At 68.9% G+C, this 22720-nt stretch carries 20 protein-coding genes and 2 pseudogenes; 12 read left to right on the top strand and 10 right to left on the bottom strand.

Features of this window, described 5'->3' with window-relative positions:
• Nucleotides 1-89: 89 nt before the first annotated feature.
• Nucleotides 90-395 (bottom strand): DUF732 domain-containing protein, encoded by a 306-nt coding sequence (locus ACZYY4_RS14975; RefSeq protein ID WP_463810776.1) that lies wholly within the window; start codon nucleotides 393-395, stop codon nucleotides 90-92.
• 496 nt (nucleotides 396-891) lie between these two features.
• Between ACZYY4_RS14975 and ACZYY4_RS14970 the strand changes: the two genes are divergently transcribed.
• The 11 genes and pseudogenes from ACZYY4_RS14970 (at nucleotide 892) to ACZYY4_RS14920 (ending at nucleotide 10701) form a co-directional block, all read left to right on the top strand.
• Nucleotides 892-1191 (top strand): PE family protein, encoded by a 300-nt coding sequence (locus ACZYY4_RS14970; protein ID WP_463810775.1) that lies wholly within the window; start codon nucleotides 892-894, stop codon nucleotides 1189-1191.
• A gap of 9 nt (nucleotides 1192-1200) precedes the next feature.
• Entirely contained in the window at nucleotides 1201-2445 is a 1245-nt protein-coding gene (locus tag ACZYY4_RS14965; RefSeq protein ID WP_463810774.1) for a PPE family protein, SVP subgroup, read from the top strand.
• A gap of 92 nt (nucleotides 2446-2537) precedes the next feature.
• On the top strand, nucleotides 2538-3794 hold the full coding sequence (locus tag ACZYY4_RS14960; protein WP_463810847.1) for a PPE family protein: 1257 nt from the start codon (nucleotides 2538-2540) through the stop codon (nucleotides 3792-3794).
• 48 nt (nucleotides 3795-3842) lie between these two features.
• A complete protein-coding gene (locus ACZYY4_RS14955; protein ID WP_463810773.1) occupies nucleotides 3843-4139 on the top strand; it encodes a WXG100 family type VII secretion target in 297 nt (98 codons plus the stop codon).
• A gap of 15 nt (nucleotides 4140-4154) precedes the next feature.
• Complete coding sequence (locus ACZYY4_RS14950) at nucleotides 4155-4439, top strand: WXG100 family type VII secretion target (RefSeq protein ID WP_085265358.1); 285 nt, start codon at nucleotides 4155-4157, stop codon at nucleotides 4437-4439.
• A 173-nt stretch (nucleotides 4440-4612) separates the two neighbouring features.
• Nucleotides 4613-4807, top strand: a pseudogene (locus ACZYY4_RS14945) (hypothetical protein); the annotation flags it as partial.
• Nucleotides 4808-4919: 112 nt separating this feature from the next.
• Entirely contained in the window at nucleotides 4920-5747 is an 828-nt protein-coding gene (locus ACZYY4_RS14940; protein ID WP_463810772.1) for a PE family protein, read from the top strand.
• A 40-nt stretch (nucleotides 5748-5787) separates the two neighbouring features.
• Nucleotides 5788-6972, top strand: coding sequence for a PPE family protein, SVP subgroup (locus ACZYY4_RS14935; protein ID WP_463810771.1), 1185 nt, complete (start codon nucleotides 5788-5790; stop codon nucleotides 6970-6972).
• A gap of 37 nt (nucleotides 6973-7009) precedes the next feature.
• A complete protein-coding gene (locus ACZYY4_RS14930) occupies nucleotides 7010-9511 on the top strand; it encodes a sensor histidine kinase (protein WP_463810770.1) in 2502 nt (833 codons plus the stop codon).
• Nucleotides 9511-10194 (top strand): response regulator, encoded by a 684-nt coding sequence (locus ACZYY4_RS14925; RefSeq protein ID WP_463810769.1) that lies wholly within the window; start codon nucleotides 9511-9513, stop codon nucleotides 10192-10194. The genes ACZYY4_RS14930 and ACZYY4_RS14925 overlap by 1 nt, the downstream gene beginning before the upstream one ends.
• A gap of 51 nt (nucleotides 10195-10245) precedes the next feature.
• A complete protein-coding gene (locus ACZYY4_RS14920; RefSeq protein WP_463810768.1) occupies nucleotides 10246-10701 on the top strand; it encodes a DUF1942 domain-containing protein in 456 nt (151 codons plus the stop codon).
• 4 nt (nucleotides 10702-10705) lie between these two features.
• Here the strand turns inward: ACZYY4_RS14920 and ACZYY4_RS14915 are convergent, their stop codons facing one another.
• From ACZYY4_RS14915 to ACZYY4_RS14885, 7 genes and pseudogenes are all read right to left on the bottom strand, one after another.
• Nucleotides 10706-11656 carry a Ppx/GppA phosphatase family protein gene (locus ACZYY4_RS14915; RefSeq protein ID WP_463810767.1) on the bottom strand — a complete coding sequence of 317 codons (951 nt, stop codon included), beginning with the start codon at nucleotides 11654-11656 and terminating at the stop codon, nucleotides 10706-10708.
• Nucleotides 11653-12144, bottom strand: coding sequence for a DUF501 domain-containing protein (locus ACZYY4_RS14910; protein WP_463810766.1), 492 nt, complete (start codon nucleotides 12142-12144; stop codon nucleotides 11653-11655). Before ACZYY4_RS14910 ends, ACZYY4_RS14915 begins: the two co-directional genes overlap by 4 nt.
• A complete protein-coding gene (locus tag ACZYY4_RS14905) occupies nucleotides 12137-12799 on the bottom strand; it encodes an FtsB family cell division protein (RefSeq protein ID WP_463810765.1) in 663 nt (220 codons plus the stop codon). The genes ACZYY4_RS14910 and ACZYY4_RS14905 overlap by 8 nt, the downstream gene beginning before the upstream one ends.
• An 18-nt stretch (nucleotides 12800-12817) precedes the next feature.
• On the bottom strand, nucleotides 12818-14107 hold the full coding sequence (gene eno, locus ACZYY4_RS14900) for a phosphopyruvate hydratase (RefSeq protein ID WP_463810764.1): 1290 nt from the start codon (nucleotides 14105-14107) through the stop codon (nucleotides 12818-12820).
• Between the two features lie 94 nt (nucleotides 14108-14201).
• Nucleotides 14202-14936: a lytic transglycosylase domain-containing protein gene (locus ACZYY4_RS14895; protein WP_463810763.1), complete on the bottom strand. Its 735-nt coding sequence runs from the start codon at nucleotides 14934-14936 to the stop codon at nucleotides 14202-14204.
• A gap of 139 nt (nucleotides 14937-15075) precedes the next feature.
• Entirely contained in the window at nucleotides 15076-15645 is a 570-nt protein-coding gene (gene sigC / locus ACZYY4_RS14890; RefSeq protein ID WP_463810846.1) for an RNA polymerase sigma factor SigC, read from the bottom strand.
• A 177-nt stretch (nucleotides 15646-15822) separates the two neighbouring features.
• Nucleotides 15823-16458, bottom strand: a pseudogene (locus ACZYY4_RS14885) (DUF2275 domain-containing protein); the annotation flags it as partial.
• Between the two features lie 134 nt (nucleotides 16459-16592).
• Here ACZYY4_RS14885 and ACZYY4_RS14880 point away from each other — a divergent pair.
• Nucleotides 16593-18113: a PPE domain-containing protein gene (locus ACZYY4_RS14880; RefSeq protein ID WP_463810762.1), complete on the top strand. Its 1521-nt coding sequence runs from the start codon at nucleotides 16593-16595 to the stop codon at nucleotides 18111-18113.
• A gap of 8 nt (nucleotides 18114-18121) precedes the next feature.
• Here ACZYY4_RS14880 and ACZYY4_RS14875 read toward each other — a convergent pair whose 3' ends face one another.
• Nucleotides 18122-19012 (bottom strand): nucleoside triphosphate pyrophosphohydrolase, encoded by an 891-nt coding sequence (locus ACZYY4_RS14875; protein ID WP_463810761.1) that lies wholly within the window; start codon nucleotides 19010-19012, stop codon nucleotides 18122-18124.
• Nucleotides 19009-22695 (bottom strand): transcription-repair coupling factor, encoded by a 3687-nt coding sequence (gene mfd, locus ACZYY4_RS14870; protein ID WP_463810760.1) that lies wholly within the window; start codon nucleotides 22693-22695, stop codon nucleotides 19009-19011. The genes ACZYY4_RS14875 and mfd overlap by 4 nt, the downstream gene beginning before the upstream one ends.
• Nucleotides 22696-22720: the final 25 nt, after the last annotated feature.

Here is a 22720-nt window from a genome sequence, read left to right as displayed (position 1 = left end):
GCTATGGGGGCTCGCGGCGAATCTAACGCGGCGACAGCGGCAGCGCCCCACCGGCACTCCGGCGGGGGCGGATCAGACGACTGTAGGACTTAAGCGTGCTGGGGGCAGTAGTTGAGGGCGGCGATCCGGGCGAACTCAGCGGCGCGCTGCAGGGTGAAGCCCGGGTTGGTGGTCTGTATCGCGACCACGGTGTCCATCGGGCTCAGGCCGCCATCCATGAGCTGGCACACGGAGTGACCGGCGGAGATCGCCACCTGGTCAGAGCCTCGGTGGCTCAAGCCGGCCCCGGACAGCGCGGTCAGGAAAGCAGCGTCGCTGCCGACCGGGTCGGCGTGCGCCGGCGCCGCCAGACCAACCATGGCGGTAACGCCCGCTATCAGCAGAAACCGTTTCATGGCTCGTAGTGTGCTGAGCGTTCGTTAAATGCATGTTACGGACCGTTTACTCCCCCGGATCGATATGTTAAATCCGCGTTACCGAGGCCTCACGCAGTCGTCCACACCCGGGTTGGGCGACCCGGCCAATTCGGTTTTTACCCACTGAATGCATTGTCCGGCAACACATTTGACGATCAGTACCCGGCGGCCGAAATGGCCTCCACCGCACATTGTGGATCACTTGTGACTTGAGCCACTTCGGGTTGCGCATCGAAGGGGCTTTGGTGGTCGCCAAACACCGCCATGCACGGCTTTTGGTTCCCGGAGGCACCAGCTGCAGGAGAACAGTTCGGTGTGACGCCCGTCATGCCTCCCGGGCGGGCACGCCGGAGGCCCTCGTAAAAAGTTCGCGCACCGGGTTAAGAAGCGGTTAACCAGCTTTCACAATCACCCAGCGATACGGGACCGTGGTCCCAGGAACCGACAACCATCCGTTCCGTGAGGAGAAACCCAAATGTCTTTCGTGACTACGCAGCCGGAGGCCCTGGCGGCTGCCGCCGGCAACCTGCAGACGATCGGTTCGGCGCTCAATGCCCAGAACGCCGCCGCTTCCGCGCCGACCACCGGTGTCGTTCCCGCGGCCGCCGACGAGGTCTCGGCGCTGACCGCCATGCAGTTCGCCGCGCACGCCAGCCTGTACCAGTCGGTTGCCGCGCAGGCCGCGGCCATTCACGAGATGTTCGTGGCCACGCTGAACGGCAGTGCCGAGTCGTATGCGGCCACCGAAGCCGCCAACGCCGTCGCGGCCGGTTAGGCGGAACCCATGCTGGATTACGGAGCCCTGCCCCCCGAGATCAACTCCGGGCGCATGTACACCGGCCCGGGGTCGACGCCGATGATGTCCGCCGCCTCGGCTTGGCGCACGATGGCCGCCGAACTGTCGTCGGCCGCGCACTCGTATGAGACGGTGATTTCACAACTGTCCGGTGAGGAATGGCTCGGCCCGGGATCGGCGTCGATGTCCGCCGCGGCAACCCCCTACATCGCCTGGATGAACACGACCGCCGCGCAGGCCGAGCAGGCCGCCTCCAAGGCAAGCGCCGCCGCGGCCGCGTTCGAGACGGCTCGCGCAGCCACGGTGCCCCCGGCGGCGGTCACGACCAACCGGGTGCAACAGTCGGCGTTGGTCTCGACCAACATCCTGGGCATCAACACCCCGGCGATCGCGGCCCTCGATGCGCTGTACGCCGAGATGTGGGCCCAGGACGCCGCCGCGATGTACGGCTACGCCAGCGGTTCCGCCGTCGCCTCGCAGGTGACCCCGTTCAGCGAACCCGCCCAGACCACCAACCCGGCCGGCCAAAGTGCCCAGGCCGCCGCGGTCGCCCAGGCCGGCAGCAGCACCGCCAACAACACCGCGCAGACGGCGCAGATGATCTCGTCACTGCCGAACGCACTCCAGAGCATGTCCTCGCCGGGAGTCGCCACCGGGTCAACGGCCTCGACCGACTGGATCACGCCCATCATCCAGTTCCTCTACAACGACCCGTTGAACGGCGCCGGATACTTGGTGGGGACCCCGCTGTACAACCTGTTCAACACCATGGGGACAGGCGCGGCGTTCATCCCGTCGGCACTGCTGCCGAGCCTCATCGGTTACATGACCGGTGGGGGGTTGACCAGCGCCACCGGGAGCGCCCTCGGAGGCGGCCTGGGTGCGGCGTTGAGTCCCGGTGGTGCCCTGGGCGCCCTGGGCGCGCTCGGCGGGGGGATCAGCAGCGCATTCGGGGTAAGTGCGGTCACCCCGACGGTTAGCGCGGGCTTGGGCCAGGCCTCGCTGGTCGGGACATCGTTCTCCGCGCCGGCGAGCTGGGCGGCAGCCACTCCGACCGGCGCCGCGGCTCTTACCGCGCAGCCCGGCGGGTGGGCGGTGCCCGCGGAAACCCACAACAACATGGCCTCCGTGCCTCCACCGATTCCCACCGGTGCCGGCCGACAGGGCATGAACTATGGCACTCCGCGTTACGGGTTCAGGCCGAAATTCATGCCGAAACACATGGTTGTCTGAATCATGATGCCGCCCACATCTTTTCGCAACGCAGGAGGAGCCATGGCTTCGCACTTCACCGGAGCGCTCGAGGCCCGCGAGGAGCAACGATGATCGACTACGCGGTCCTTTCGCCGGAGGTCAACTCGGGGCGGCTGTACGCCGGTCCCGGCTCGACGCCGATGATGACGGTGGCGTCGGCGTGGCGCGGGCTGGCCGCGGAGATCTCCTCGGCTTTGACGTCCTGCGAAACTACGATCACCCAACTCGTCGACGAACAGTGGATGGGCCCGGCGTCGGCGTCGATGACCGCGGCCACCCAGCCCTATCTGACGTGGATGGCCGACACCGCGGCAAAGGCCGAGCAGGCGGCCACCCAGGCCACGGCCGCAGCGGCCGCATTCGAGGCGGCCCACGCGGCCACCCCTCCCCCGGCGGTGATCGCCGCCAACCGCGCACAACAGAAGCAACTGGTGGCCACGAACGTCGTCGGACAGAACTCCGCCGCGATCATGGCCAGCGACGCTCAGTATCTGCAGATGTGGGCGCAAGCCGCCAACGTCATGTACAGCTACGCCGGCTCCTCGGCGGCGGCCACCAAGGTGACACCGTTCACCGAGCCCAACCCGACCACGAATCCGGATGGAACGGCCAACCAGGCTGCCGCGGTCAGTCAGGCCAGCACGACGGCCGCCGGCAACACCGCGCAGACGGCGCAGGCCATCTCGTCGCTGCCGAATGCACTACAGACACTGACCTCGCCGGGACCTGCTGATGCGGGCCTGCCCCCATCTACGCTCGCCGGACTCATCGAGGCCATCGGTAGGAACGCGTCGATCAACGGGGTGGTTTCACTGCTGACCTACCCGCTCAACGGCGGGATGAGCTTCGTGGGAACATCCGCGGCCTTCACCCCGGCGAGTTTGATCCCGACCATGACCACCTTCTTCTCCGGTAGCGGTTTCAACGCCTTGGGCGGTGGTTCAGCAGGTGCCGGCATCGGTGCCCTGCTGGCCCCCGGTGGCCCGTTGAGCAGCCTGGGCGAGCTGGGCGGTGGCGCGGCGGGCGCAGCCGGTGCGTTCACAGCGAGCTCCACCACGCCGGCGATATCGGCGGGCGTCGGCCAGGCGACCCTGGTCGGGGAGTTGTCCACTCCGCCGACGTGGGCCGCGGCCGCACCGGAGGCCTCCGCCGCCACCAGCGGCGCGTTGCAGGCCAGCAGCTGGTCGGCCGCCCCTGAGGACGTCGAAACGATGGCCGCCATGCCCGGCGGAATGCCGCTCGGCGCCGACCGGGGTGGCTTCGGCCTCAGCACGCCGCGATACGGCTTCAAGCCAACCGTGATGGCCCGGCCCGTGGTCGCCGGGTAAGACCAAATTCTCACTACGGCAACGGACTTCAGGTAAGGAGATACAGCAATGACTACACGTTTTATGACCGATCCGGACGCGATGCGCCTCATGGCGGGTCGTTTCGATGTGCACGCGCAGACGGTGGAGGATGAGGCCCGGCGGATGTGGGCGTCCTCGACCAACATCTCGGGTGCGGGCTGGGGTGGTCTGGCCGAGCGGACCTCGATGGACACCATGGGTCAGATGCAGACGGCGTTTCGCAACATCGTGAACATGCTGCACGGGGTGCGCGATGGTCTGATCCGCGACGCCAACCACTACGAGAGCCAAGAAGCTGCCTCGCAGCAGATCTTGTCGAGCTAGAAGGAGCTTTGACCGATGTCGATCAACTATCAGTTCGGTGATGTGGATGCCCACGGTGCGTTGATCCGTGCCCAGGCTGCCTCGTTGGAGGCCGAGCACCAGGCGATCGTGCACGACGTGCTGGCTGCCGGGGACTTCTGGGGTGGTGCCGGTTCGGTGGCCTGCCAGGAGTTCGTGGCGCAGTTGGGCCGCAACTTCGCGGTGATCTATGAGCAGGCCAATGCTCATGGTCAGAAGGTGCAGACCGCCGGCAACAACATGGCCAACACCGACGCCTCCGTGGGCTCCAGCTGGGCCTGATCAAGCCCTGACAAAGCAGACCGGCGCAGCGGAGGGGGCTGCGCCGGTTGTTTTGTCTTCCCTGGACGTCAAGGACTCATCAAGGTTCGATCCGGCGCCGTTACGAGCGCGCAAGGGTCACTGCTAACCGGGCACCGTTGCGGCACGGTGGACCTCGTGGCCGGCACGTGCCGATGGCCTGCCAGGAATTCACCACCCAACTCGGAAGAAACTTCCAGGTCAGCTACCGGCAGGCCAACGCTCACGGCCAGCCGGTGCAGACGGCCGGCAACACCATGACCAGCACCGATACAGCTGCGGAGCCCTTTTGGGCCGGATTTGGGCCGTCGAATCGCTGTGAAGTTCCTGTGCGAATAAACCGTCAATAATCCTGGCAGGGGCGTTAAGAACCCGTAAACGACCTCCGCTATCCGCCGTTCGGGCGGAAACAGTGGACCCTGCACTCGGCCGAAGGCCGCCCGTTTCCCACCAGGAGAAGTCATGTCGTTCGTGACCACCCATCCCGAGGCGATGGCGGCAACCGCCAGCAACCTGCAAGCGATCGGATCGGCGATGACGGCGCAGAACGCCGCGGCGGCCGCACCCACCACCGGAATCGCCCCGGCGGGCGCAGACGAGGTCTCGGTTCTACAGGCCACCCAGTTCGCCGCCTACGGACAGCTCTACCAGCAGATCAGCGCGCAGGCCGCGGTGATCCAGGAAATGTTCGTCAACACCCTGCGCACCAGCGCCGACTCCTACGGCAGCACCGAAACGGCCAACTCCGCGGCGGCCACCTCGACGGCCGGTTTGGGCACCGCCACGAGTCTGGCAGCTGCCGGCACGGGAGCCGCCGACCCGACGTTCGGGCTGGGCGGCATCGCCAGCAACTCCGCCATCCTGGCCGCCATGCAGGGCGGCACGATCGGCTCGGCCGCCTCGGAGTTCACCGGGTTGGGCAAGGGTTACATCACCGCCCCGTCCGGGGTGGTTCACCGTGTCGCACCCGAATCCCTGACGTCGCCCTCGGCGGGTCTGGCCAGCCAGAGCACGCCGGTCGCCGCGGCAGCACCGGTTTCAGCGACCGCGGGCCAGGCGGCGGCGCGAACTCTCGGCACGCCGGTGCCACCGGCCTGGGCCGGCGAAGCCGCCCCGACGGGGACCACACCGGCAGCACTCGCCGGCACAGGCACCGCCGCCGCCGCGCCTCGCGCCGCTATGGGTGCCGTGCCCGCCGGAATGCCCGCGTCGTCCAGCGACCAGGGCAGTCGCGGCCGGTTGCGCTATGGCATCAAGCCGAAGGTGATGCCCCGCCCGCCGGTGGGCTGACGGCAGACAATCGATTACCAGCGATCGGAAATTGACGAACATGGACTTTGGCGCTTTACCCCCGGAGATCAACTCCGGCCGGATGTACGCCGGTGCCGGAGCGGCACCGATGATGGCGGCAGCGGCGACGTGGAACGGCCTCGGCGCGGAGCTTACGACGACCGCGACGTCCTACCAGTCGGCGATCGCGGCGCTGACCGGTGAGGAGTGGCAGGGACCGGCCTCGGCGTCGATGGCCGCCGCCGTGACGCCATACATCAACTGGCTCAACACCACTGCGGCCGCCGCCGAGCAAGCGGCCGCGCAGGCAACCGCGTCGGCCGCCGCCTTCGAAGCGGCGTTCGCGATGATGGTGCCGCCTCCGGTGATCGCCGCCAACCGGGCGCAACTGACCGCCCTGGTCGCCTCGAACTTCCTGGGCATCAACACTCCGGCGATCGCCGCCACCGAAGCCCATTACGCCGAAATGTGGGCACAGGACGCCATCGCCATGTACGGCTATGCGGCCTCCTCGGCGACCGCCGGAACCTTGCAGCCACTGTCGTCACCCACCCCGGTCAGCAACCCGCTCGGTACGGCGGGTCAGGCGGCCGCGGTCGGCCAGGCGGCGGCCGGCAGCACACAGAGCGGGTTGTCGCAGCTGGTTTCCGGGCTGCCCAACACTGTGCAAACCCTCGCCGCGCCGCTGAGCGCAGCGGCAGGCCCGGCGCAGGCCGGTGATTTCCTGTCGAATTTCATCAATTCCACGCAGAACATCGGGATCTGGAACGCCATTCAGACCTACAGCACCTACGGCGTGACCGCCGGGTCTTGGCATCTGTTCGCCGGCATCGCCAGCGCCATCGCCATCGCCTCACCCGGCGTCAATGGTGCCAGTGGCGCGATGCTGGTGGATTCGGTCGATGGCCCGGGTGGCCCGGCCGTCTCCGGTGCTGCAGCAGCCGGGTCGGCGCCGGTGCTGGCCGGCATGGCCCAGGCGGCCCCGGTCGGTGGGCTGTCCGTGCCGTCGACCTGGCCGGGGGCACTGCCCCCGGAGGCCGGTGCGGCACCACTGATCACCTCCGAATGGATCCCCGGTGCGGTCGAGGAAGGCCAATCGATGGCGGCGGTTCCCGCCGGAATGGGTACCGCCGGGGCGGCCGCAGCGCGCAGCGGCCGCGGTTTCAGCGATCCGCGCTACGGATTCAAACCAACCGTGATGGCGCGGCCCGTCGCTGCTGGCTGATGGCCGCGGTTGCCGGGATGATGGTCTGGTGAGCGTCGTGAGGCAGCCTGGAGAGCCACGAGGCGAACTCCGCATCTACCTCGGTGCCTCGCCAGGGGTCGGCAAGACCTATGCGATGCTCGGCGAAGCCCACCGCCGGGCCGAGCGCGGCACCGATGTGGTCGCCGCCGCCGTCGAGACTCACGGCCGTAGCAAGACGGCGGAGCTGCTCCAGGGTATAGAGACTGTCGGTACCCTCGGCGGCGAACTCGACGTCACCGCGGTGCTCGAACGACGCCCGCAGGTGGTCGTGGTCGATGATCTGGCGCACACGAATCCGGCCGGCAGCCCTAATCCGAAGCGCTGGCAGGACATCGAGGAGTTGCTCGACGCCGGCATCACGGTGATCTCCACTGTCAACGTGCAGCAACTGGCAAGTCTCAGCGACGTCGTCGCCAAAATCACCGGAACCATCCAACACGACACCGTCCCCGATGCAGTCGTGCGTCAGGCGGCTCAGATCGAACTCATCGACGTCGCGCCGGAGGCGTTGCGCCGCAGGCTCTCCCATGGCAACGTCTATCCGCCCGAGAAGGTCGATGCGGCGCTGGCCAATTACTTCCGCGGCGAGACGCTCACCGCCCTACGGGAATTGGCGCTGCTGTGGCTGGCCGGACAGGTCGACGCGGCGCTGACGAAGTACCGCGCCGACAAGAAGATCACCGAGACGTGGGAGGCACGGGAACGCATCGTCGCCGCGGTGACCGGTGGCCCGGAGTCCGAGACCCTGGTGCGCCGAGCCTCCCGGATCGCGTCGAAGGCCGGTGGCGAACTGCTGGTGCTGCATGTCCTGGGCGGCGACGGCCTCTCCGGTGCGCCGGCCCCGTGGGTGGGCAAGCTCCGCCAGCTGGCGATCAGTCTGGGCGCCTCCCTGCATACCGTGATCGGCGATGACGTGCCGGCCGCGCTGTTGGACTTCGCCCGGGACGTCAACGCCACCCAACTGGTGATCGGCAGTTCGCGGCGTTCCCGCTGGGCACGCATCCTCGACGAGGGCGTCGGCGCTGCGGTGGTCCAGCAATCCGGCGACATCGATGTCCACATCGTCACCGACGAAGACGCCAAGCCCAATTTCCGGACACTGTCGATCTCGCCTCCGGAACGACGGGCGGTGTCCTGGCTGGCCGCAATCGCCGTCCCGATCGCAATCTGCGCGATCGTGGTGGGGCTGCTGGACCACTACCTCGACACCGGCCAGAGTGCGCTGTTCGTCGTCGGGGTGCTACTGGTGGCCCTGCTCGGCGGTATCGCTCCGGCGGTGCTCTCGGCGTTGCTGTCCGGGGTATTGCTGAACTATTTTCTGCTCGCGCCGCGCCGCGACTTCACCATTGCCGAAACCGACGCCGCGGTGACCGAAGTCGTGCTGCTGCTGGTGGCCGTCGCGGTGGCGGCGCTGGTCGACGGCGCGGCCAAGCGGACCCGGGAAGCCGGCCGCGCCTCGCGCGAAGCCGAGCTGATGACGCTGTTCGCCGGGTCGGTGCTGCGCGGAGCGGACCTGGACACGCTGCTGGATCGGGTCCGGGAGACGTACGCACAGCGAGCCGTGAGCCTGGTCCGCGTCCCGGCCGGATCTGCGAAGCCCGAGGTGGTCGCCTCGGTCGGTGAGCAGCCCTGCACCTCGGTGGATCTCGCGGACACCTCGATCGACGTCGGCGACGACGAGTTCTGGATGTTGATGGTCGGCCGACAGTTGGCCTCCCGCGACCGACGGGTGCTGTCGGTGGTGGCACGTCAGGCGGCCGGACTGGTCCGCCAGGAGGAGTTGACCGCCGAGGCCGACCGGGCCGATGCGGTGATGCGGACCGACGAACTACGCCGATCCCTGCTGTCGGCGGTCAGCCATGACCTGCGCACCCCCTTGGCGGCGGCCAAAGCGGCAGTGTCGAGCCTGCGCGCCGACGACGTCGCCTTCTCACCCGACGACACCGCGGAACTGCTGGCCACCGTCGAAGAGTCGATCGATCAGCTCACCGACCTGGTGGGCAATCTGCTCGATTCCTCCCGACTTGCCGCCGGGGTGATCCGGCCCGCGCTGACCAAGGTGTATCTGGAGGAGGTGGTGCAGCGCGCCCTGATCGGTATCGGCAAGCGCAGCAACACTTTCGGTCGTGGCGGCCTAGACCAGGTGAAGGTCGAGGTGGGTCCGACGGTGGCGATGGCCGATGCCGGCCTGCTGGAACGCGTGCTGGCCAACGTGATCGACAACGCGCTGCGCTACGCCTCGGACAGCGTGGTCCGGGTGACGGCGAGCCAGATCGGCGAACGGGTGCTGATCAATGTCGCCGACGAGGGCCGCGGGCTGCCGCGCGGTGGCGAACTGCACGCGTTCGATCCGTTTCAGCGACTCGGCGACCGGGACAACACCAGCGGGGTGGGCCTGGGACTGTCGGTGGCGCGGGGTTTCGTGGAGGCGATGGGGGGCACCGTCTCGGCGACGGAGACACCGGGGGGCGGGTTGACCATGGTGGTGGACCTGGCGGCACCGGCAGGAGAAACCTGATGAGCACACGTGTCCTGGTCGTCGATGACGAACCGCAGATTCTGCGCGCGCTGAAGATCAACCTGTCGGTGCGCGGCTACGAGGTCGTCACCGCGGCGACCGGCGCCGGGGCGCTGCGGGCCGCCGCCGAACAGCGCCCGGACGTGGTGATCCTCGACCTGGGGCTGCCAGACATCTCCGGCATCGAGGTGCTGGCCGGGCTGCGCGGCTGGTTGACGGTGCCGGTGATCGTGCTGTCCGCCCGTACCGACTCCGCCGACAAGGTCGAGGCACTCGACGCCGGGGCCGACGATTACGTGACCAAACCGTTCGGGATGGACGAGTTCCTGGCTCGGCTGCGGGCCGCCGCCCGGCGTAACACCGCCACCGCCGAGATCGACCAGCCGATAGTCGAAACCGCTTCGTTCACCGTTGACCTGGCCGCCAAGAAGGTCACCAAGAACTCCTGCGAGGTGCACCTGACCCCCACCGAGTGGGGCATGTTGGAGATGTTGGTGCGTAACCGGGGCAAGCTGGTCGGCCGCGATGAGCTGCTCACCCAGGTGTGGGGTCCGGCCTACGCGAAGGAGACCCAGTATCTGCGGGTCTATCTGGCGCAATTGCGGCGCAAACTCGAAGACGATCCGTCGAACCCCAAGCATCTGCTGACCGAAGCGGGCATGGGTTACCGCTTCGAGGTTTGAAATCCGCCCACGCGGATATCTCCTTTCAGACCTAACGGAAGGAGTTTTGCCGTGATGTTCTCCCAGATCGCCAAGAAGACGGCGGTGACAGCGGCCGGCCTCGCGACGGCAGGAATGCTGACCGTGGCGCCGGCTTCTGCGGACCCCACAGTCGTCGGGTTCGGCCAAACGCAGGAGATTCAAAGCCAAGGCGGGGCCATCGACTACACCGTCCAAAACCTGCAACCCAGCGGTCACAACGACGGAGTCTGGTACTCCGACGTGACTGCCGAGGCGGTAAGTGGTTCTCCCACCCCGAATATCGCTGACTTCAACGCGCGCGCCGTCAACAGTTCGACGTTCGCGGTGATGAAGGGCAATGAGGTCGACGGGCTGCCCAACGGGCCGATCGCCCAAGGCAGCGAGACCAGCGGGCGGATCTACTTCGACGTCAAGAGCGGCACCACGCCGGACAGCGTCGTCTACCGGGACGCCGGCGGCCACGACAAGGTCGTCTGGAAGAAGTGATCTGCTAAGCGTCGGTGATCGAGAGCGCGATTCCGTCCAGGATGTCGTGCTCGCTGACCACCAGCTCGTGGATGCCGGCGCGGTCGGCTAAGGCGTGGGCGAGTTCCTGCACCACTATCGCCCCGCCGCCGATCACGTCGACGCGACCCGGGTGCATCGGCCCCAGCGCGGCCCGTTGCTCCCGGGTCATCCCGATCAACTGATCGCAGACCGCCAGCAGTTCCGGCAGGCCGACCCGGGACAGGTGAATGACTCCCGGGTCGTATTCGGTCAGGCCGTGAGCCAGCGCCGACAGTGTCGTCATGGTGCCCGCCACCCCCACGCAGGTCTTGGCGTGCTGAACCGGAACCGCTTGCAGCGCTTGCCCGATCAGCTCGCCGGCGACATTGCGGGCGGCACTGACCTCGTCGGCGGTCGGCGGGTCGGAATGCAGGCAGCGTTCGGTCAATCGGACACAGCCGATGTCGGCCGAGTAGCTGGCCGACACCCCGGCGGCCGAGTCTCCCAGCACCACTTCGGTGGAACCGCCGCCCAGGTCGACGACCACGAACGGCCCGTCGGCAGTGGACAATTCGCCCACCGCGCCACGGAAGGACAGTTCCGCCTCCTCGTGACCGGTGATCACCTCGGCGACTGCTCCGGGAACGGCGGCGCCCAACACCTGCGCCGTCATCGCGAAGAACACGTCCCGGTTCGCCGCATCACGGGTTGCCGAGGTCGCCACCATCCGCACCCGCGAAACACCGTGTGCAACCAACAATCCGGCGTAATCGGCGAGGGCCGCCCGGGTGCCTTCCAGCGCATCAGGGCTGAACTGGCCGGTGGCGTCTACGCCTTCGCCCAGCCGCACCACCCGCATCTCGCGGTGCACATCGCGCAGGCGACCCTCGACGACGTCGGCGATCAGCAGCCGAATCGAGTTGGTGCCGCAGTCGATTCCGGCGACACGATTCACGTCCACTCCTCCGGTACCAGGATTGCGGCCATCGCCGGCTCGGCGGCCAGGATCGCCAAGGCCTCGTCGCCGAACGGGTTGACCCCGCGCCCCTTGGCCAGCGCGTGCGCGATCACCACATGCAGGCATTTCACCCGATCGGGCATTCCGCCGCCGGAGAACGTGGTCCCCAGCGGTTCGATCGCATCCCGTTCGGCGAGAAAGGAGTCATGGGCGGCCCGGTAGCGGGCGGCAAGTTCGGGGTCATGGTGCAACCGGTCGGTCATGTCGGCCATCAGACCCGAGGACTCCAGCCGGCTCGCCGCGGCGGTCAGCGCCGGGTGGGTCAGGTAGTAGAGGGTCGGAAACGGTGTTCCGTCAGGCAGTTTCGGCGCCGTCTTCACCACGGCGGGCTCGCCGTTGGGACACCGGTAGGAGATCTCCAGGACGCCGCGCGGCTCTCGGCCCAGTTGCCGGCCCACCGCCTCCAGGTCGGCGGGGTCAACCACCGGGTACAACCGGGACGGGGGGGACGGGCGGGGCGGGAAGACCGGGAGGGCCCGGGGGCAGCTCCGGGGCGGGCGGCGGATGCGGAGCGTCGGCGATGGTGTGCCACAGCGAGGTGTACCAGGGATCACCGCTGGGCCCGATCACGCCCGGTTCGGCGCCCGGCTCTCCCGGCACCTCCACCGGGGCGGGCAGTTGGACCTGATAGGGAATCTCGCCGGGCATGACGAAGCCGAGCCGCTCTCTGGCCTGGGCCCGGATGTGCGCCGGATCGTCCATGTTGGTCTTCTGCTGCTGCAGGTCGGCGATTTGGCCGCGCAGGGTCGCTTCCAGCTGGGACTGCTGCTTCATCTCCGCGTGCTGGGCGAAGAAGGTGCGGACCGGTCCGGCGAGGGTCAACGTGAGCACGCACATCACCGCGGCCAGGATGACCGCACGTCGCGCGGTGAAACCGACCCGCAGCTCCAAGCGCTGGTCCGCGGCCGCCGAGACGGACTGTTTGACGGGCTGGGCCGGTGACTCCGGTGGGGTGCGCGAGGTGCCCGGCCCACGGCGAGCCACCGGTGAGTGGCGTGGGCGCGCACGTCCCGTCTCACCGGCCCGGCCCGGCCGCGACGTCGCAGCGCGCCGCTTTTCGGGCCGTTTCGGATCGGACATGACAGCCGCCCCGACGGGCTATTTGCTCTCCGGCGCGTAGCGGGGGAACGCCAGCTCACCCGCGTAGCGGGCCGCGTCGCCGAGTTCCTCCTCGATGCGCAGCAGCTGGTTGTACTTGGCCACCCGCTCACTGCGGGCCGGCGCACCGGTCTTGATCTGGCCACTGCTCACGGCCACCGCGAGGTCGGCGATGGTGGTGTCCTCGGTCTCGCCGCTGCGGTGGCTCATCATGGTGCGGTAGCCGCTGTGGTGTGCCAGCGTGACGGCGTCCAGGGTTTCGGTCAGCGTGCCGATCTGGTTGACCTTGACCAGCAGCGCGTTCGCCGCGCCCCGCTCGATGCCTTCCTCGAGGCGTTCGGGGTTGGTGACGAACAGGTCGTCGCCGACGATCTGCACCCGGTCCCCGATCTCGTTGGTCAGCGCCACCCAGCCGTCCCAATCGTCCTCGGACAGCGGGTCTTCGATGGAGACCAGCGGATAGGAGTCGAGCAGCTTGGCGTAGAACTCGGTCAGCTGGGCGGCGGTACGGGTCTGCTTCTCGAACGCGTACCCGGTGCCGTCCGTGTAGAACTCGGTGGCCGCGACGTCGAGTGCCAGCGCCACATCGGTGCCCAGCTTGAGGCCGGTGGACTCGATCGCCGAGCTGATCAGGTCCAGTGCCGCGGTGGTTCCGGCGACGTCGGGAGCGAAACCGCCCTCGTCACCCAACCCGGTGGACAGCCCCTGCTTCTTGAGTACCGCCTTCAAGGAGTGGTAGACCTCGGCGCCCCAGCGCAGTGCCTCGGCGAAGCTGGGGGCACCGATCGGGGCGACCATGAACTCCTGGACGTCGACACCGGTGTCGGCGTGCGCGCCACCGTTGACGATGTTCATCATCGGCACCGGCAGGATGTGGGCGTTGGGACCACCGAGGTAGCGGTACAGCGGCAGCGCCGCGGAGTCCGCGGCGGCCTTGGCCACCGCCAGCGACACCCCGAGCATGGCGTTGGCGCCCAGCCTGGACTTGTCCGGGGTGCCGTCGAGGTCCACCAGCGCCTGGTCCACCAGTCGCTGGTCGTCGGCGCTGATCCCGATGACGGCGGGTGCGATCTGGTCCAGTACCGCGTTGACCGCCTTCTGCACACCCTTGCCGCCGTACCGGGTGCCGCCGTCACGAAGCTCGACGGCCTCGTGCTCACCGGTGGAGGCTCCCGAGGGCACCGCTGCCCGGGCGAACGTCCCGTCCTCCAGCGCGACCTCGACCTCGACCGTGGGGTTGCCGCGGGAATCGAGGATCTCGCGGGCGCCTACCTGCTGGATGATGGGCACTGACTTCTCCTTGAGCTGGGTTTTGCCGGCCCTGATTGGCATGGTCCGGCCTGTTGGCTAATGGGGAGCCTAACCGTGCTCGGTAGCAGACATGTCACAGCGGGCGGCCCGCCGCGTACGCGGCGGCCCAGTCCCGGACCGCGCGAGCGTAGATCTCCGAATCGTTGTAGGCCATCAGCGCCGTCATCCAGCCCTTGGCGGTGGCCAGATCCTTGCCGCGCCAGCACAGGTAGCCCGCCGCGGACAGCGCGGCGTCGTCGATGTTGTCCGGACTGACGATGCCGTCGTTATTGGCGTCGACGCCGTAGAGCCGCCAGGTCTCTGGAATGAACTGCATCGGGCCCATCGCGCGGACCACGCCGTCATCGTCGGCCAGGTCCGGCTGCATGTTCTCGACGATGTGCAGCGTGCCGCCGGACCCGTCGAGCCGCACGCCCCGGATCTTGGGCCGCACGTCGCCGTTGCGGGCCACCGTGGCGTGGTTGTAACGGCCGTGATGACTCTCGATCTGGCCGATCGCGGCCAGCGTGGTCCAGCCCAGGTGGCAATTGGGGTTCTCCACCTCCGCGACCCGCGCGGCATACGCGTAGGCCTCCAGCGCGGTGACCGGGACGTCGAGCACCGCGGCCCGCTCAGCGGCCCAGTGGTACAGCTGGTCGGCCGGACGGCCGGCCACCAGCTCGGTGTTCACCGCCGGCACCGGGTCCCCGGGCGGTGGCGGCACGCCCTGCGGGATGGGGTTACCGAGCTGCCAACTGCAACTGGAAGCCAGCAGCACGGCCGTCGCAGCCACGACGGCGGTGGTCCGCAGCCAACGAAGCGCCGACACCCTTCTCCCCAACCTCGAAGCCCTGTTCGTGTCCATCGTTCCATGACCGCGGCGTCATTGACTGCCTTCACCGGGCCCCGACACAGGAACAATTCCGGAAAAATTCGTCCTGCCAGGGCGGATTCGGCTGAACCGCCGGCTAACCGGTCAGCTCGTCGCGTTCCGGATCGGCGAGCAGCGCGTCACGGGCGCGGGCGACCCGCGAGCGGATGGTGCCCACCGGGCAGCCGCACACCGCGGCGGCGTCGCGATAGGACAGGCCGAACAGCTGAGTCAGCAGCAGTGCCTCGCGCTGCTCGGTGGAGAGGCCTGCGATCAGGGTGGTCACTTCGACAACGTCCTCGAAGCCACGGCTGGGGCGTTCGCGGTTGAGCAACAGCTCGGGGTCGGCACCGGGGGCGGTGCGTGGACGCGACCGCAGGTAGCGAATGTGATCGGCGACCACCCGGCGCGCGATGGCCAGTAACCAGGTCCTGGCGCTGGAACGCCCGGAGAACCGCGGGATCGCGCCGATCGCCCGCAGGAAGGTCTCCTGAGTCAGGTCGTCGGCGCTGACACCGTCGAACAGGTAGGCCACGAACCGCCAGACATCGTGCTGGGTGGCCTTGATGAACGCCTCCAAAGCCCGGGCGTCTCCGTCAGCGGCAGCAAGGGCAAGCGCGGTGACCGCATCGTCAGCGTCGCCAGCGCCCCGGTCAGCTCCCGCCATGAACACCCACCCTAGACCCGACGTCCTACCGCTCCTACGACGCATGGTCGTAGGGCCGTTCGAACGGTTGACGGACCGCAGATGGCGGCGACGCCGACGCTGCCCCGGACGGCCGTCCTCCGCGGGCGGTAGGGCACCGTCGGCAGCTGGGGCAGCCGCCCGCGAGCCGGCACCACCAGTCCGCTCGCGCATCACCAGCAAAGCGAAAAGCAGGCCGGCCAGGACGGGAAGATGACTGGCGATCCGCGCGGCAGTCACCTGGCCGTGGTAGGCGTCGATGGCCACGTATCCGGTCAGCGCCAGCGCATACACCCCGGCGATCGCGGCGACACCCGCTGCCACGCCCGGCCAGACGCCGGCGGCGATCATCGCCCCGCCGAGCGCCAAGAGCCATGCGGTGGATTCGTGCAGCAAATGTGCACCGGTGGCGGCCCCGTGACCGTGCGCCGACACCATGCCGAAGTCCACCCCGACGATCTGCGCCAGCGCCATAGCCACCTGGAACACCCCGACCGCGATCAGCGCCAGCCGCCGGTAACCCCAGCGCGACCAGCGGTTGCCGGAGATGACCTCGCCGGTGACCGATGTCACCCCGGCGGCCGCCAGGATCTGTGCGGCCAGGTCAGGGCCGCCTGTGGCATCGGTGCCGTTGTCGATCACGGTCAGCCTGCGGGCCTGCGCGGCGGCGCCGACCAGCCAGCGCCGGCAGCTGCGGCAGGATGCCAGATGCGCGTCGACCTGCTGCGCGGGCAGCTCCTGCTGCTCGCCGTCGAGCAGCGCCGACAGGGTTTCGCGCACCACCTCGCACCGCATGCCGACATCGTCGCTCATTCGGCGCTGGGAAACAAAGGTTCGTCGTGCGGGAACCAAACCGGTCGATCAGGCGACCACTGGTTGACCGAGCAAGATCGCGAGTTCGCCGGAGATCCCCGAAGGAGGTGCGTTTGATGACCGCACCGGTCTGGCTGGCGTCGCCGCCGGAGGTGCACTCAACGCTGTTGAGCGCCGGACCCGGACCCGGTCCACTGCTGGAAGCCGCGTCGGCCTGGTCGGTGATGAGCGCCGAGTACGCCGAGGTGGCCGCCGAACTCGACGCGGTGCTCGCCGGAGTGCAGACCGGCGCCTGGCAGGGGCCCAGCGCCCAGCAGTACGCGGCCGCACACGGGCCCTATCTGAGCTGGCTGACCGACAGCGCCGCCAAGAGCACCGCGGCGGCCGCGCTGCACCAGACGGCGGCCGCGGCCTACACCGCCGCGCTGGCCGGGATGCCCACGATGGCCGAACTGGCCGCCAACCACGCGGTCCACGCCACACTGATCGCAACGAACTTCTTCGGGGTCAACACCATCCCGATCGCGCTGAACGAAGCCGACTACGTCCGGATGTGGATTCAGGCCGCGGAGATGATGACGGTCTATCAGGGGGTCGCCGGGTCGGCGCTGGCGTCGGTCCCGGTCGCGGCACCCGCGCCGCCGATCGTGGCCCCGGCAGGTGAGGCCGCCGCCAGTCCGGGCTGGGATCAACAAGTCGCCGACTGGCTCACGCAGTTCAACATGGGCTTTGCGGACCCGATCGCCAAGTGGCTGTGGGGGCAATTGGGTGTCAACGGATATCCGATCGAGGCGTTTCCGTTTGCCAGCGCGGTGGGCCAGATGCTGGCGCAGATCCCGGGGATGTCCCCGGTTCTGGCCGCGGCCCTGGGATGGACCACCTTCCACACGCTGATGCTGTTGTGGCCGATAGGACAGATTGCGGTGCAGCTGGCGATCCCGATCGTCATGGCGGCGGTACCCGCCCTCGCCGCTGCCGCCGGGCTCGGTGCGCTGGGCGCGATCGGCGCCGCTGGTGCGAACCCGGTGCTCGATCCGGCTCCGGTGCTGCCGGTAACGGGCGCCGCCGCCGCCCCGGTCTCCGTGGGCACCGTCGTGCCGGTCGGCTCGGAGGTGTGCGCGTGCGCGGATCCGATCTCGTCGGCCGGCAGCACTGCGCCCAGTGCCGCGAGCGGCGGGATGCCAGCCGGCGGCGGAGCGGCCGGCGGTGGGCCGGGGGTCGGCTTCGGACCGACTTCGTGTCTGTATCTGGTGAGCAGCGCCTCGTCGTCAGCCAGGCAGGCCGGCGGCGCCCGCCGATCCCGCGGCGCCGAGGAGGAGGCCACCGAGAGCCAAGGGACCCCCGGCGAAGCGGCGGCGCTACAGCACGCCCAGAAGCGCCGTCGGCGCCAGCGCGCTCAACAGCACGGGTTCGGCGACGAGTACATGGACATGAACATCGGGGTGACCCCGGACTGGGGCCGGCCACCGAGCGCAACGGGCGCCTCGGACTCCGGTGCCGGCGCGCTGGGCTTCGCCGGCACGGCAACCGATGTGCGCCGCCGGGCGGCGGGGATCACCGTGCTCGCCGGCGACGGGCTCGACACCGAGCCGCGGATGCCGATGCTGCCGGGCGGCTGGGGCCGAGACCCGAGCTGAGGACGCTGCTAACGCGGCCAGTAGGCGCGCCACTCCTGTTCGCCGACTTCGCCGATGATCGTCTTCTCGACGGTACGCACGGTGTCCATGAATTCCAAAACAGCTGTGCGTAAGTCGTTTTCGGCATCAATATCGGCAGTGATGTTGACCGTGGTGACCGCGTCTGGGATCAGATCCTCGGGCAGGCCGGCACGCGTGACGCGCTGAAGTACCTTCTGCGCCAACGCCAATGCCGGCTGAGCGGTCGACAGGTCGTCCATGATCGAGTTCCTGGAACTCTTCTCCAGCGCTTTGCGCTCTTCCCACTGCGCTACCTGGTCCGCCAGCGAGATCTCCTCGCCGGCAAGCACCGCCGGCACCCGATTGCCCAGCTTGCGCAGCAGCGCGTCGGCGACATCGTCGATGCCGAACGAGTGCTGCGGCGCGTCCTCGGCGATGCGGGCGTGGAACAGCACCTGCAGCAACACATCCCCGAGTTCCTCGCACAACTCGTCGGCATCCCCGCTGCGGACCGCGTCGAACAACTCGTAGGTCTCCTCCAGCAGGAACCGGCGCAGCGAATCATGGGTCTGTTCGCTCTCCCACGGGCCGGCGGTGCGCAACCGGTCCATGATCGCGACCGCATCGATCAGCCGCTCCCCCGCCGGCGCATCCGGTGCGGCGATCAGCGTCTCGCCGGCCGCCAGGCGGGCCACGACGGCGGGATGACCACGGTCCGAGGACAGCAGCACCGCATCCTTGGCATCCCCGGCACAGGACAGCACCGATTGAGCGGCGGGCAGCGACCACGGCACCGCGATCGGCAGTTCCTCGGTGTAGACGACGTCGCCGGCCAGCAGCGCCAGCGCTTCCACCGGCACCAGCGAGGGCCGGCGGGGGTCGACCAGGACGACGGTCATCGTCGACCGGCCGGCGTGGCGTTGTCCGCAGCGGCCGGCGCCGACCCGGCCACATCGACATGGCCCTGCGGTTTGCCGTTCAACGCCGAGATCAGGTCCGCGACCATCTGGACGAGCTCGACGTCGCGGATGCGCGGCGCGCCGACAGGCGCGCCGGCCCCGCCAGAACGAGGTATCGGTACCTGCACAGTGGCGGTCGTGGCGCGGTACCCGGCCGACGGGTGCAGCCGCTTGAGCCGCAACTGGGCGGAGTCGGCCAGTGTCATCGGGGACAGCCGCAACGTCGTCGCCGAGGCCACGCTGATCTCGGTGACGCCGACTTCACGGCACAACAACCGCAACCGGGCCACCGCCACCAGCCGGCCGGCCGGCTCGGGCAGCGGCCCGTAACGGTCGATCAGCTCGTCGATGACCGCGTTGATCGCGGCATCGTCGGGTGCGGCGGCCAGCCGGCGGTAAGCCTCCAGCCGCAGCCGGTCCGAGTTGATGTACTCCGGCGGCAGATGGGCGTCGACCGGCAGGTCGATGCGGACGTCCTTGGTCTCCTCGCTGGTGACGGTCTCGCCGTTGAATGCCGCCCGGTAGGCCTCGACGGCCTCGCCGACCAGCCGCACATACAGGTCGAAACCCACCCCGGCGACGTGCCCGGACTGCTCGGCCCCCAGCACGTTGCCGGCGCCCCGGATCTCCAGGTCTTTCATCGCCACCGCCATGCCGGCGCCGAGTTCGTTGTTCTGGGCGATGGTGGCCAGCCGATCGTGGGCGGTCTCGGTCAGCGGCGTATCCCGCGGGTAGAGGAAGTAGGCGTAGCCGCGTTCCCGGCTGCGGCCGACCCGGCCCCGCAACTGGTGCAGCTGGGAGAGCCCGAAGGTGTCGGCGCGTTCGACGATCAGGGTGTTGGCGTTGGAGATGTCCAGGCCCGTCTCGATGATCGTGGTGCACACCAAGATGTCGTACTCCCGGTTCCAGAAACCCTGCACGGTGGTCTCCAGCAGCTCTTCGGGCATCTGGCCGTGCGCGACCACGACCCGGGCCTCGGGCACCAGCGCGCGCACCCGGGCGGCGGCCGCGTCGATGGAGCTGACCCGGTTGTGCACGTAGAAGATCTGGCCGTCGCGCAACAGTTCTCGGCGCAACGCGGCCGCCACCTGCTTGTCGTCATGGCCGCCGACATAGGTCAACACCGGATAGCGTTCCTCCGGCGGGGTCAGGATCGTCGACATCTCCCGGATCCCGGCCAGACTCATCTCCAGGGTGCGCGGGATCGGGGTGGCGCTCATGGTGAGCACGTCGACGTGGGTGCGCAGCGCTTTGATGTGCTCCTTGTGCTCGACGCCGAACCGTTGTTCCTCGTCGACCACCACCAGGCCGAGGTCCTTCCATGCCACGCCGGTCTGCAGCAGCCGGTGGGTGCCGATCACGACGTCGACGGACCCGTCGGCCAGTCCGTCGATCACCAGCTTGGACTCGGTTGTGTCGGTGAACCGGGACAGGCCCTTGACGGTGACCGGGAACCCGGCCATCCGGGCGCTGAACGTCTGCAGGTGCTGATCGGCCAGCAGCGTGGTGGGCACCAGCACCGCGACCTGCTTGCCGTCCTGGACGGCTTTGAACGCCGCCCGCACCGCGATCTCGGTCTTGCCGTAACCGACGTCGCCGCAGATCACCCGGTCCATCGGGACCGGCTTTTCCATATCGGCCTTGACGTCGCCGATCGCGGTGAGCTGGTCGACGGTCTCGGTGAACCCGAACGCGTCCTCCATCTCGGCCTGCCACGGGGTGTCCGGGGCGAACGCGTGCCCGGGCGCGGCCTGGCGCTTGGCGTAGAGCGCGACGAGTTCGTCGGCGATCTCCCGCACCGCCTTGCGGGCCTTGGTCTTGGTCTGGCTCCAGTCGCTGCCACCGAGCCTGCTCAGCGCCGGTGCCTGCCCCCCGACGTAGCGGGACAGCTGATCCAGGGAGTCCATCGGCACGTAGAGCTTGTCGGTGCCGTTCACACCCCGTTTGCCCGAGGCGTATTCCAGCACCAGGTATTCGCGCCGCGCCCCGCCCACGGTGCGCTCCGTCATCTCCACGAACTTCCCGATGCCGTGCTGGTCGTGCACCACCAGATCGCCGGCGGTCAGCGCCAGTGGGTCGACGGCGTTGCGGCGCTTGGCCGCCAGCCGCTTGCCCTCCGGTCCGGCGACCCGGTTGCCGGTCAGGTCGGCCTCGGTGACGATCACCAGGTTGGCCGGATCGCCCGGTATCACAATGCCGTCGTGCAGCGGGCCGGCAAGTACCCCGACCACGCCGGGTTTCGGCGCCGCACCGGTCTCCAACATCATTGCCGCGGTGTCGGATTCGGCCAGTTGCTCCACCAGCCGCCTTGCCGTGCCGACGCCGGGAGCCACGATCGCCGCCGCGCCGCCGGTCGCGGTGTGCGCCCGCAGCATCGCGAAGACCTCGTCGATATCGCGCTGCCGGCCGCGCGCCGACGGCGACGGACGCACCTCGAGTTGGATCGCCGACTCGTCGGACAACTGGCTCAGCGTCCACCACGGATGGCCGGTATCGAGCGCGTGCGCCCGCACTTCTGCGAGCTCACGGAACCCCGACCCGCCCAGTTGCTCGATGTCGATCGGCGCATCCCCGCCGATCGCCGCGACCGACCAGGACGCCTCCAGGAATTCGCGGCCGGTCTTGATCAGGTCGGCGCCCCGGGCGCGGACCTTCTCCGGATCGCAGACCAGCACCGGCGTGCCGGCGCCGAGTTGGTCGGTCAGCAGTGCCTGCGGGCCGGGCCGCAGCACCGGGCCCAGCGCCTCCATGCCGTCGACCGGGATGCCCTCGGCGAGCTTGGCGAGCATGTCGCCGACACCGCCGGTGATGGTGTTGTCGGTGGGCGAGTCGGTGCAGCCCTGTTCCAACAGTTCAGCGGCACGCTCGCGGACGTCGTCGGTGAGCAGCAGCTCCCGGCAGGACACCGCCACCACCGCGCCCGCCTCGATCTCGGGGATGGAACGCTGGTCGGCCACCGAGAACGGCCGTATCTCGGTGATCTCGTCGCCCCAGAACTCGACGCGCACCGGATGTTCGGCGGTCGGCGGGAAGACATCGAGAATGCCGCCTCGCACCGCGAACTCGCCGCGTTTGCCGACCAGGTCCACCCGGGTGTAAGCCAGCTCGACCAGCCGGGCGATCACCGCCTCGAAGGGCGTCTCGTCGCCGACGGCCAGGATGACCGGCTCGATCGCGTCGAGTTGCGGGGTCATCGGCTGCAGCAGTGAACGGGCGGTGGTCACCACCACTCGCAACGGCGGCCCCAGGCGCGCGTCGTCGGGCCGCGCCAGCCGGCGCAGCAGCAGCATCCGGGCTCCGACGGTGTCCACCCCGGGTGAGAGTCGCTCGTGCGGCAACGTCTCCCAGGACGGGAACAGCGCCACGGTGTCGCCGTAGACGCCGCGCAGTTCGGAGGTCAGATCGTCGGCCTCGTGGCCGGTGGCGGTGACCACCAGCAGCGCAGTGTCGCGGGCCAGCGCGGCGGCGACGAACGGCCGAGCGGCGGCCGGGCCGACGAGCTGGAGCTCAGCGGGCCGGTCACCGGCACGCTCGATGAGTTCGGTGAAGGTCGGCGCGGTCAACGCCAGGTCTACGAGCCCCGCAGTCGGGGTCTGGACAGTCTGGTGCCCCGGTGCGGTCATGATGCGGGCAATTCTAAGCGGTGTG

The organism is Mycobacterium sp. IDUB_21, from assembly GCF_055419425.1.
The sequence above is the reverse complement of the archived record's forward strand: the minus strand, read 5'-3'. Positions and strand labels throughout refer to the sequence as shown.

What these genes read in the sequence shown, in the direction of transcription:
- ACZYY4_RS14975 (WP_463810776.1), bottom strand. Translation starts at nt 395, where the DNA reads ATGAAACGGTTTCTGCTGATAGCGGGCGTTACCGCCATGGTTGGTCTG.
- ACZYY4_RS14970 (WP_463810775.1), top strand. Translation starts at nt 892, where the DNA reads ATGTCTTTCGTGACTACGCAGCCGGAGGCCCTGGCGGCTGCCGCCGGC.
- ACZYY4_RS14965 (WP_463810774.1), top strand. Translation starts at nt 1,201, where the DNA reads ATGCTGGATTACGGAGCCCTGCCCCCCGAGATCAACTCCGGGCGCATG.
- ACZYY4_RS14955 (WP_463810773.1), top strand. Translation starts at nt 3,843, where the DNA reads ATGACTACACGTTTTATGACCGATCCGGACGCGATGCGCCTCATGGCG.
- ACZYY4_RS14950 (WP_085265358.1), top strand. Translation starts at nt 4,155, where the DNA reads ATGTCGATCAACTATCAGTTCGGTGATGTGGATGCCCACGGTGCGTTG.
- ACZYY4_RS14940 (WP_463810772.1), top strand. Translation starts at nt 4,920, where the DNA reads ATGTCGTTCGTGACCACCCATCCCGAGGCGATGGCGGCAACCGCCAGC.
- ACZYY4_RS14935 (WP_463810771.1), top strand. Translation starts at nt 5,788, where the DNA reads ATGGACTTTGGCGCTTTACCCCCGGAGATCAACTCCGGCCGGATGTAC.
- ACZYY4_RS14925 (WP_463810769.1), top strand. Translation starts at nt 9,511, where the DNA reads ATGAGCACACGTGTCCTGGTCGTCGATGACGAACCGCAGATTCTGCGC.
- ACZYY4_RS14905 (WP_463810765.1), bottom strand. Translation starts at nt 12,799, where the DNA reads ATGTCCGATCCGAAACGGCCCGAAAAGCGGCGCGCTGCGACGTCGCGG.
- sigC (WP_463810846.1), bottom strand. Translation starts at nt 15,645, where the DNA reads ATGGCGGGAGCTGACCGGGGCGCTGGCGACGCTGACGATGCGGTCACC.
- ACZYY4_RS14880 (WP_463810762.1), top strand. Translation starts at nt 16,593, where the DNA reads ATGACCGCACCGGTCTGGCTGGCGTCGCCGCCGGAGGTGCACTCAACG.
- ACZYY4_RS14875 (WP_463810761.1), bottom strand. Translation starts at nt 19,012, where the DNA reads ATGACCGTCGTCCTGGTCGACCCCCGCCGGCCCTCGCTGGTGCCGGTG.
- mfd (WP_463810760.1), bottom strand. Translation starts at nt 22,695, where the DNA reads ATGACCGCACCGGGGCACCAGACTGTCCAGACCCCGACTGCGGGGCTC.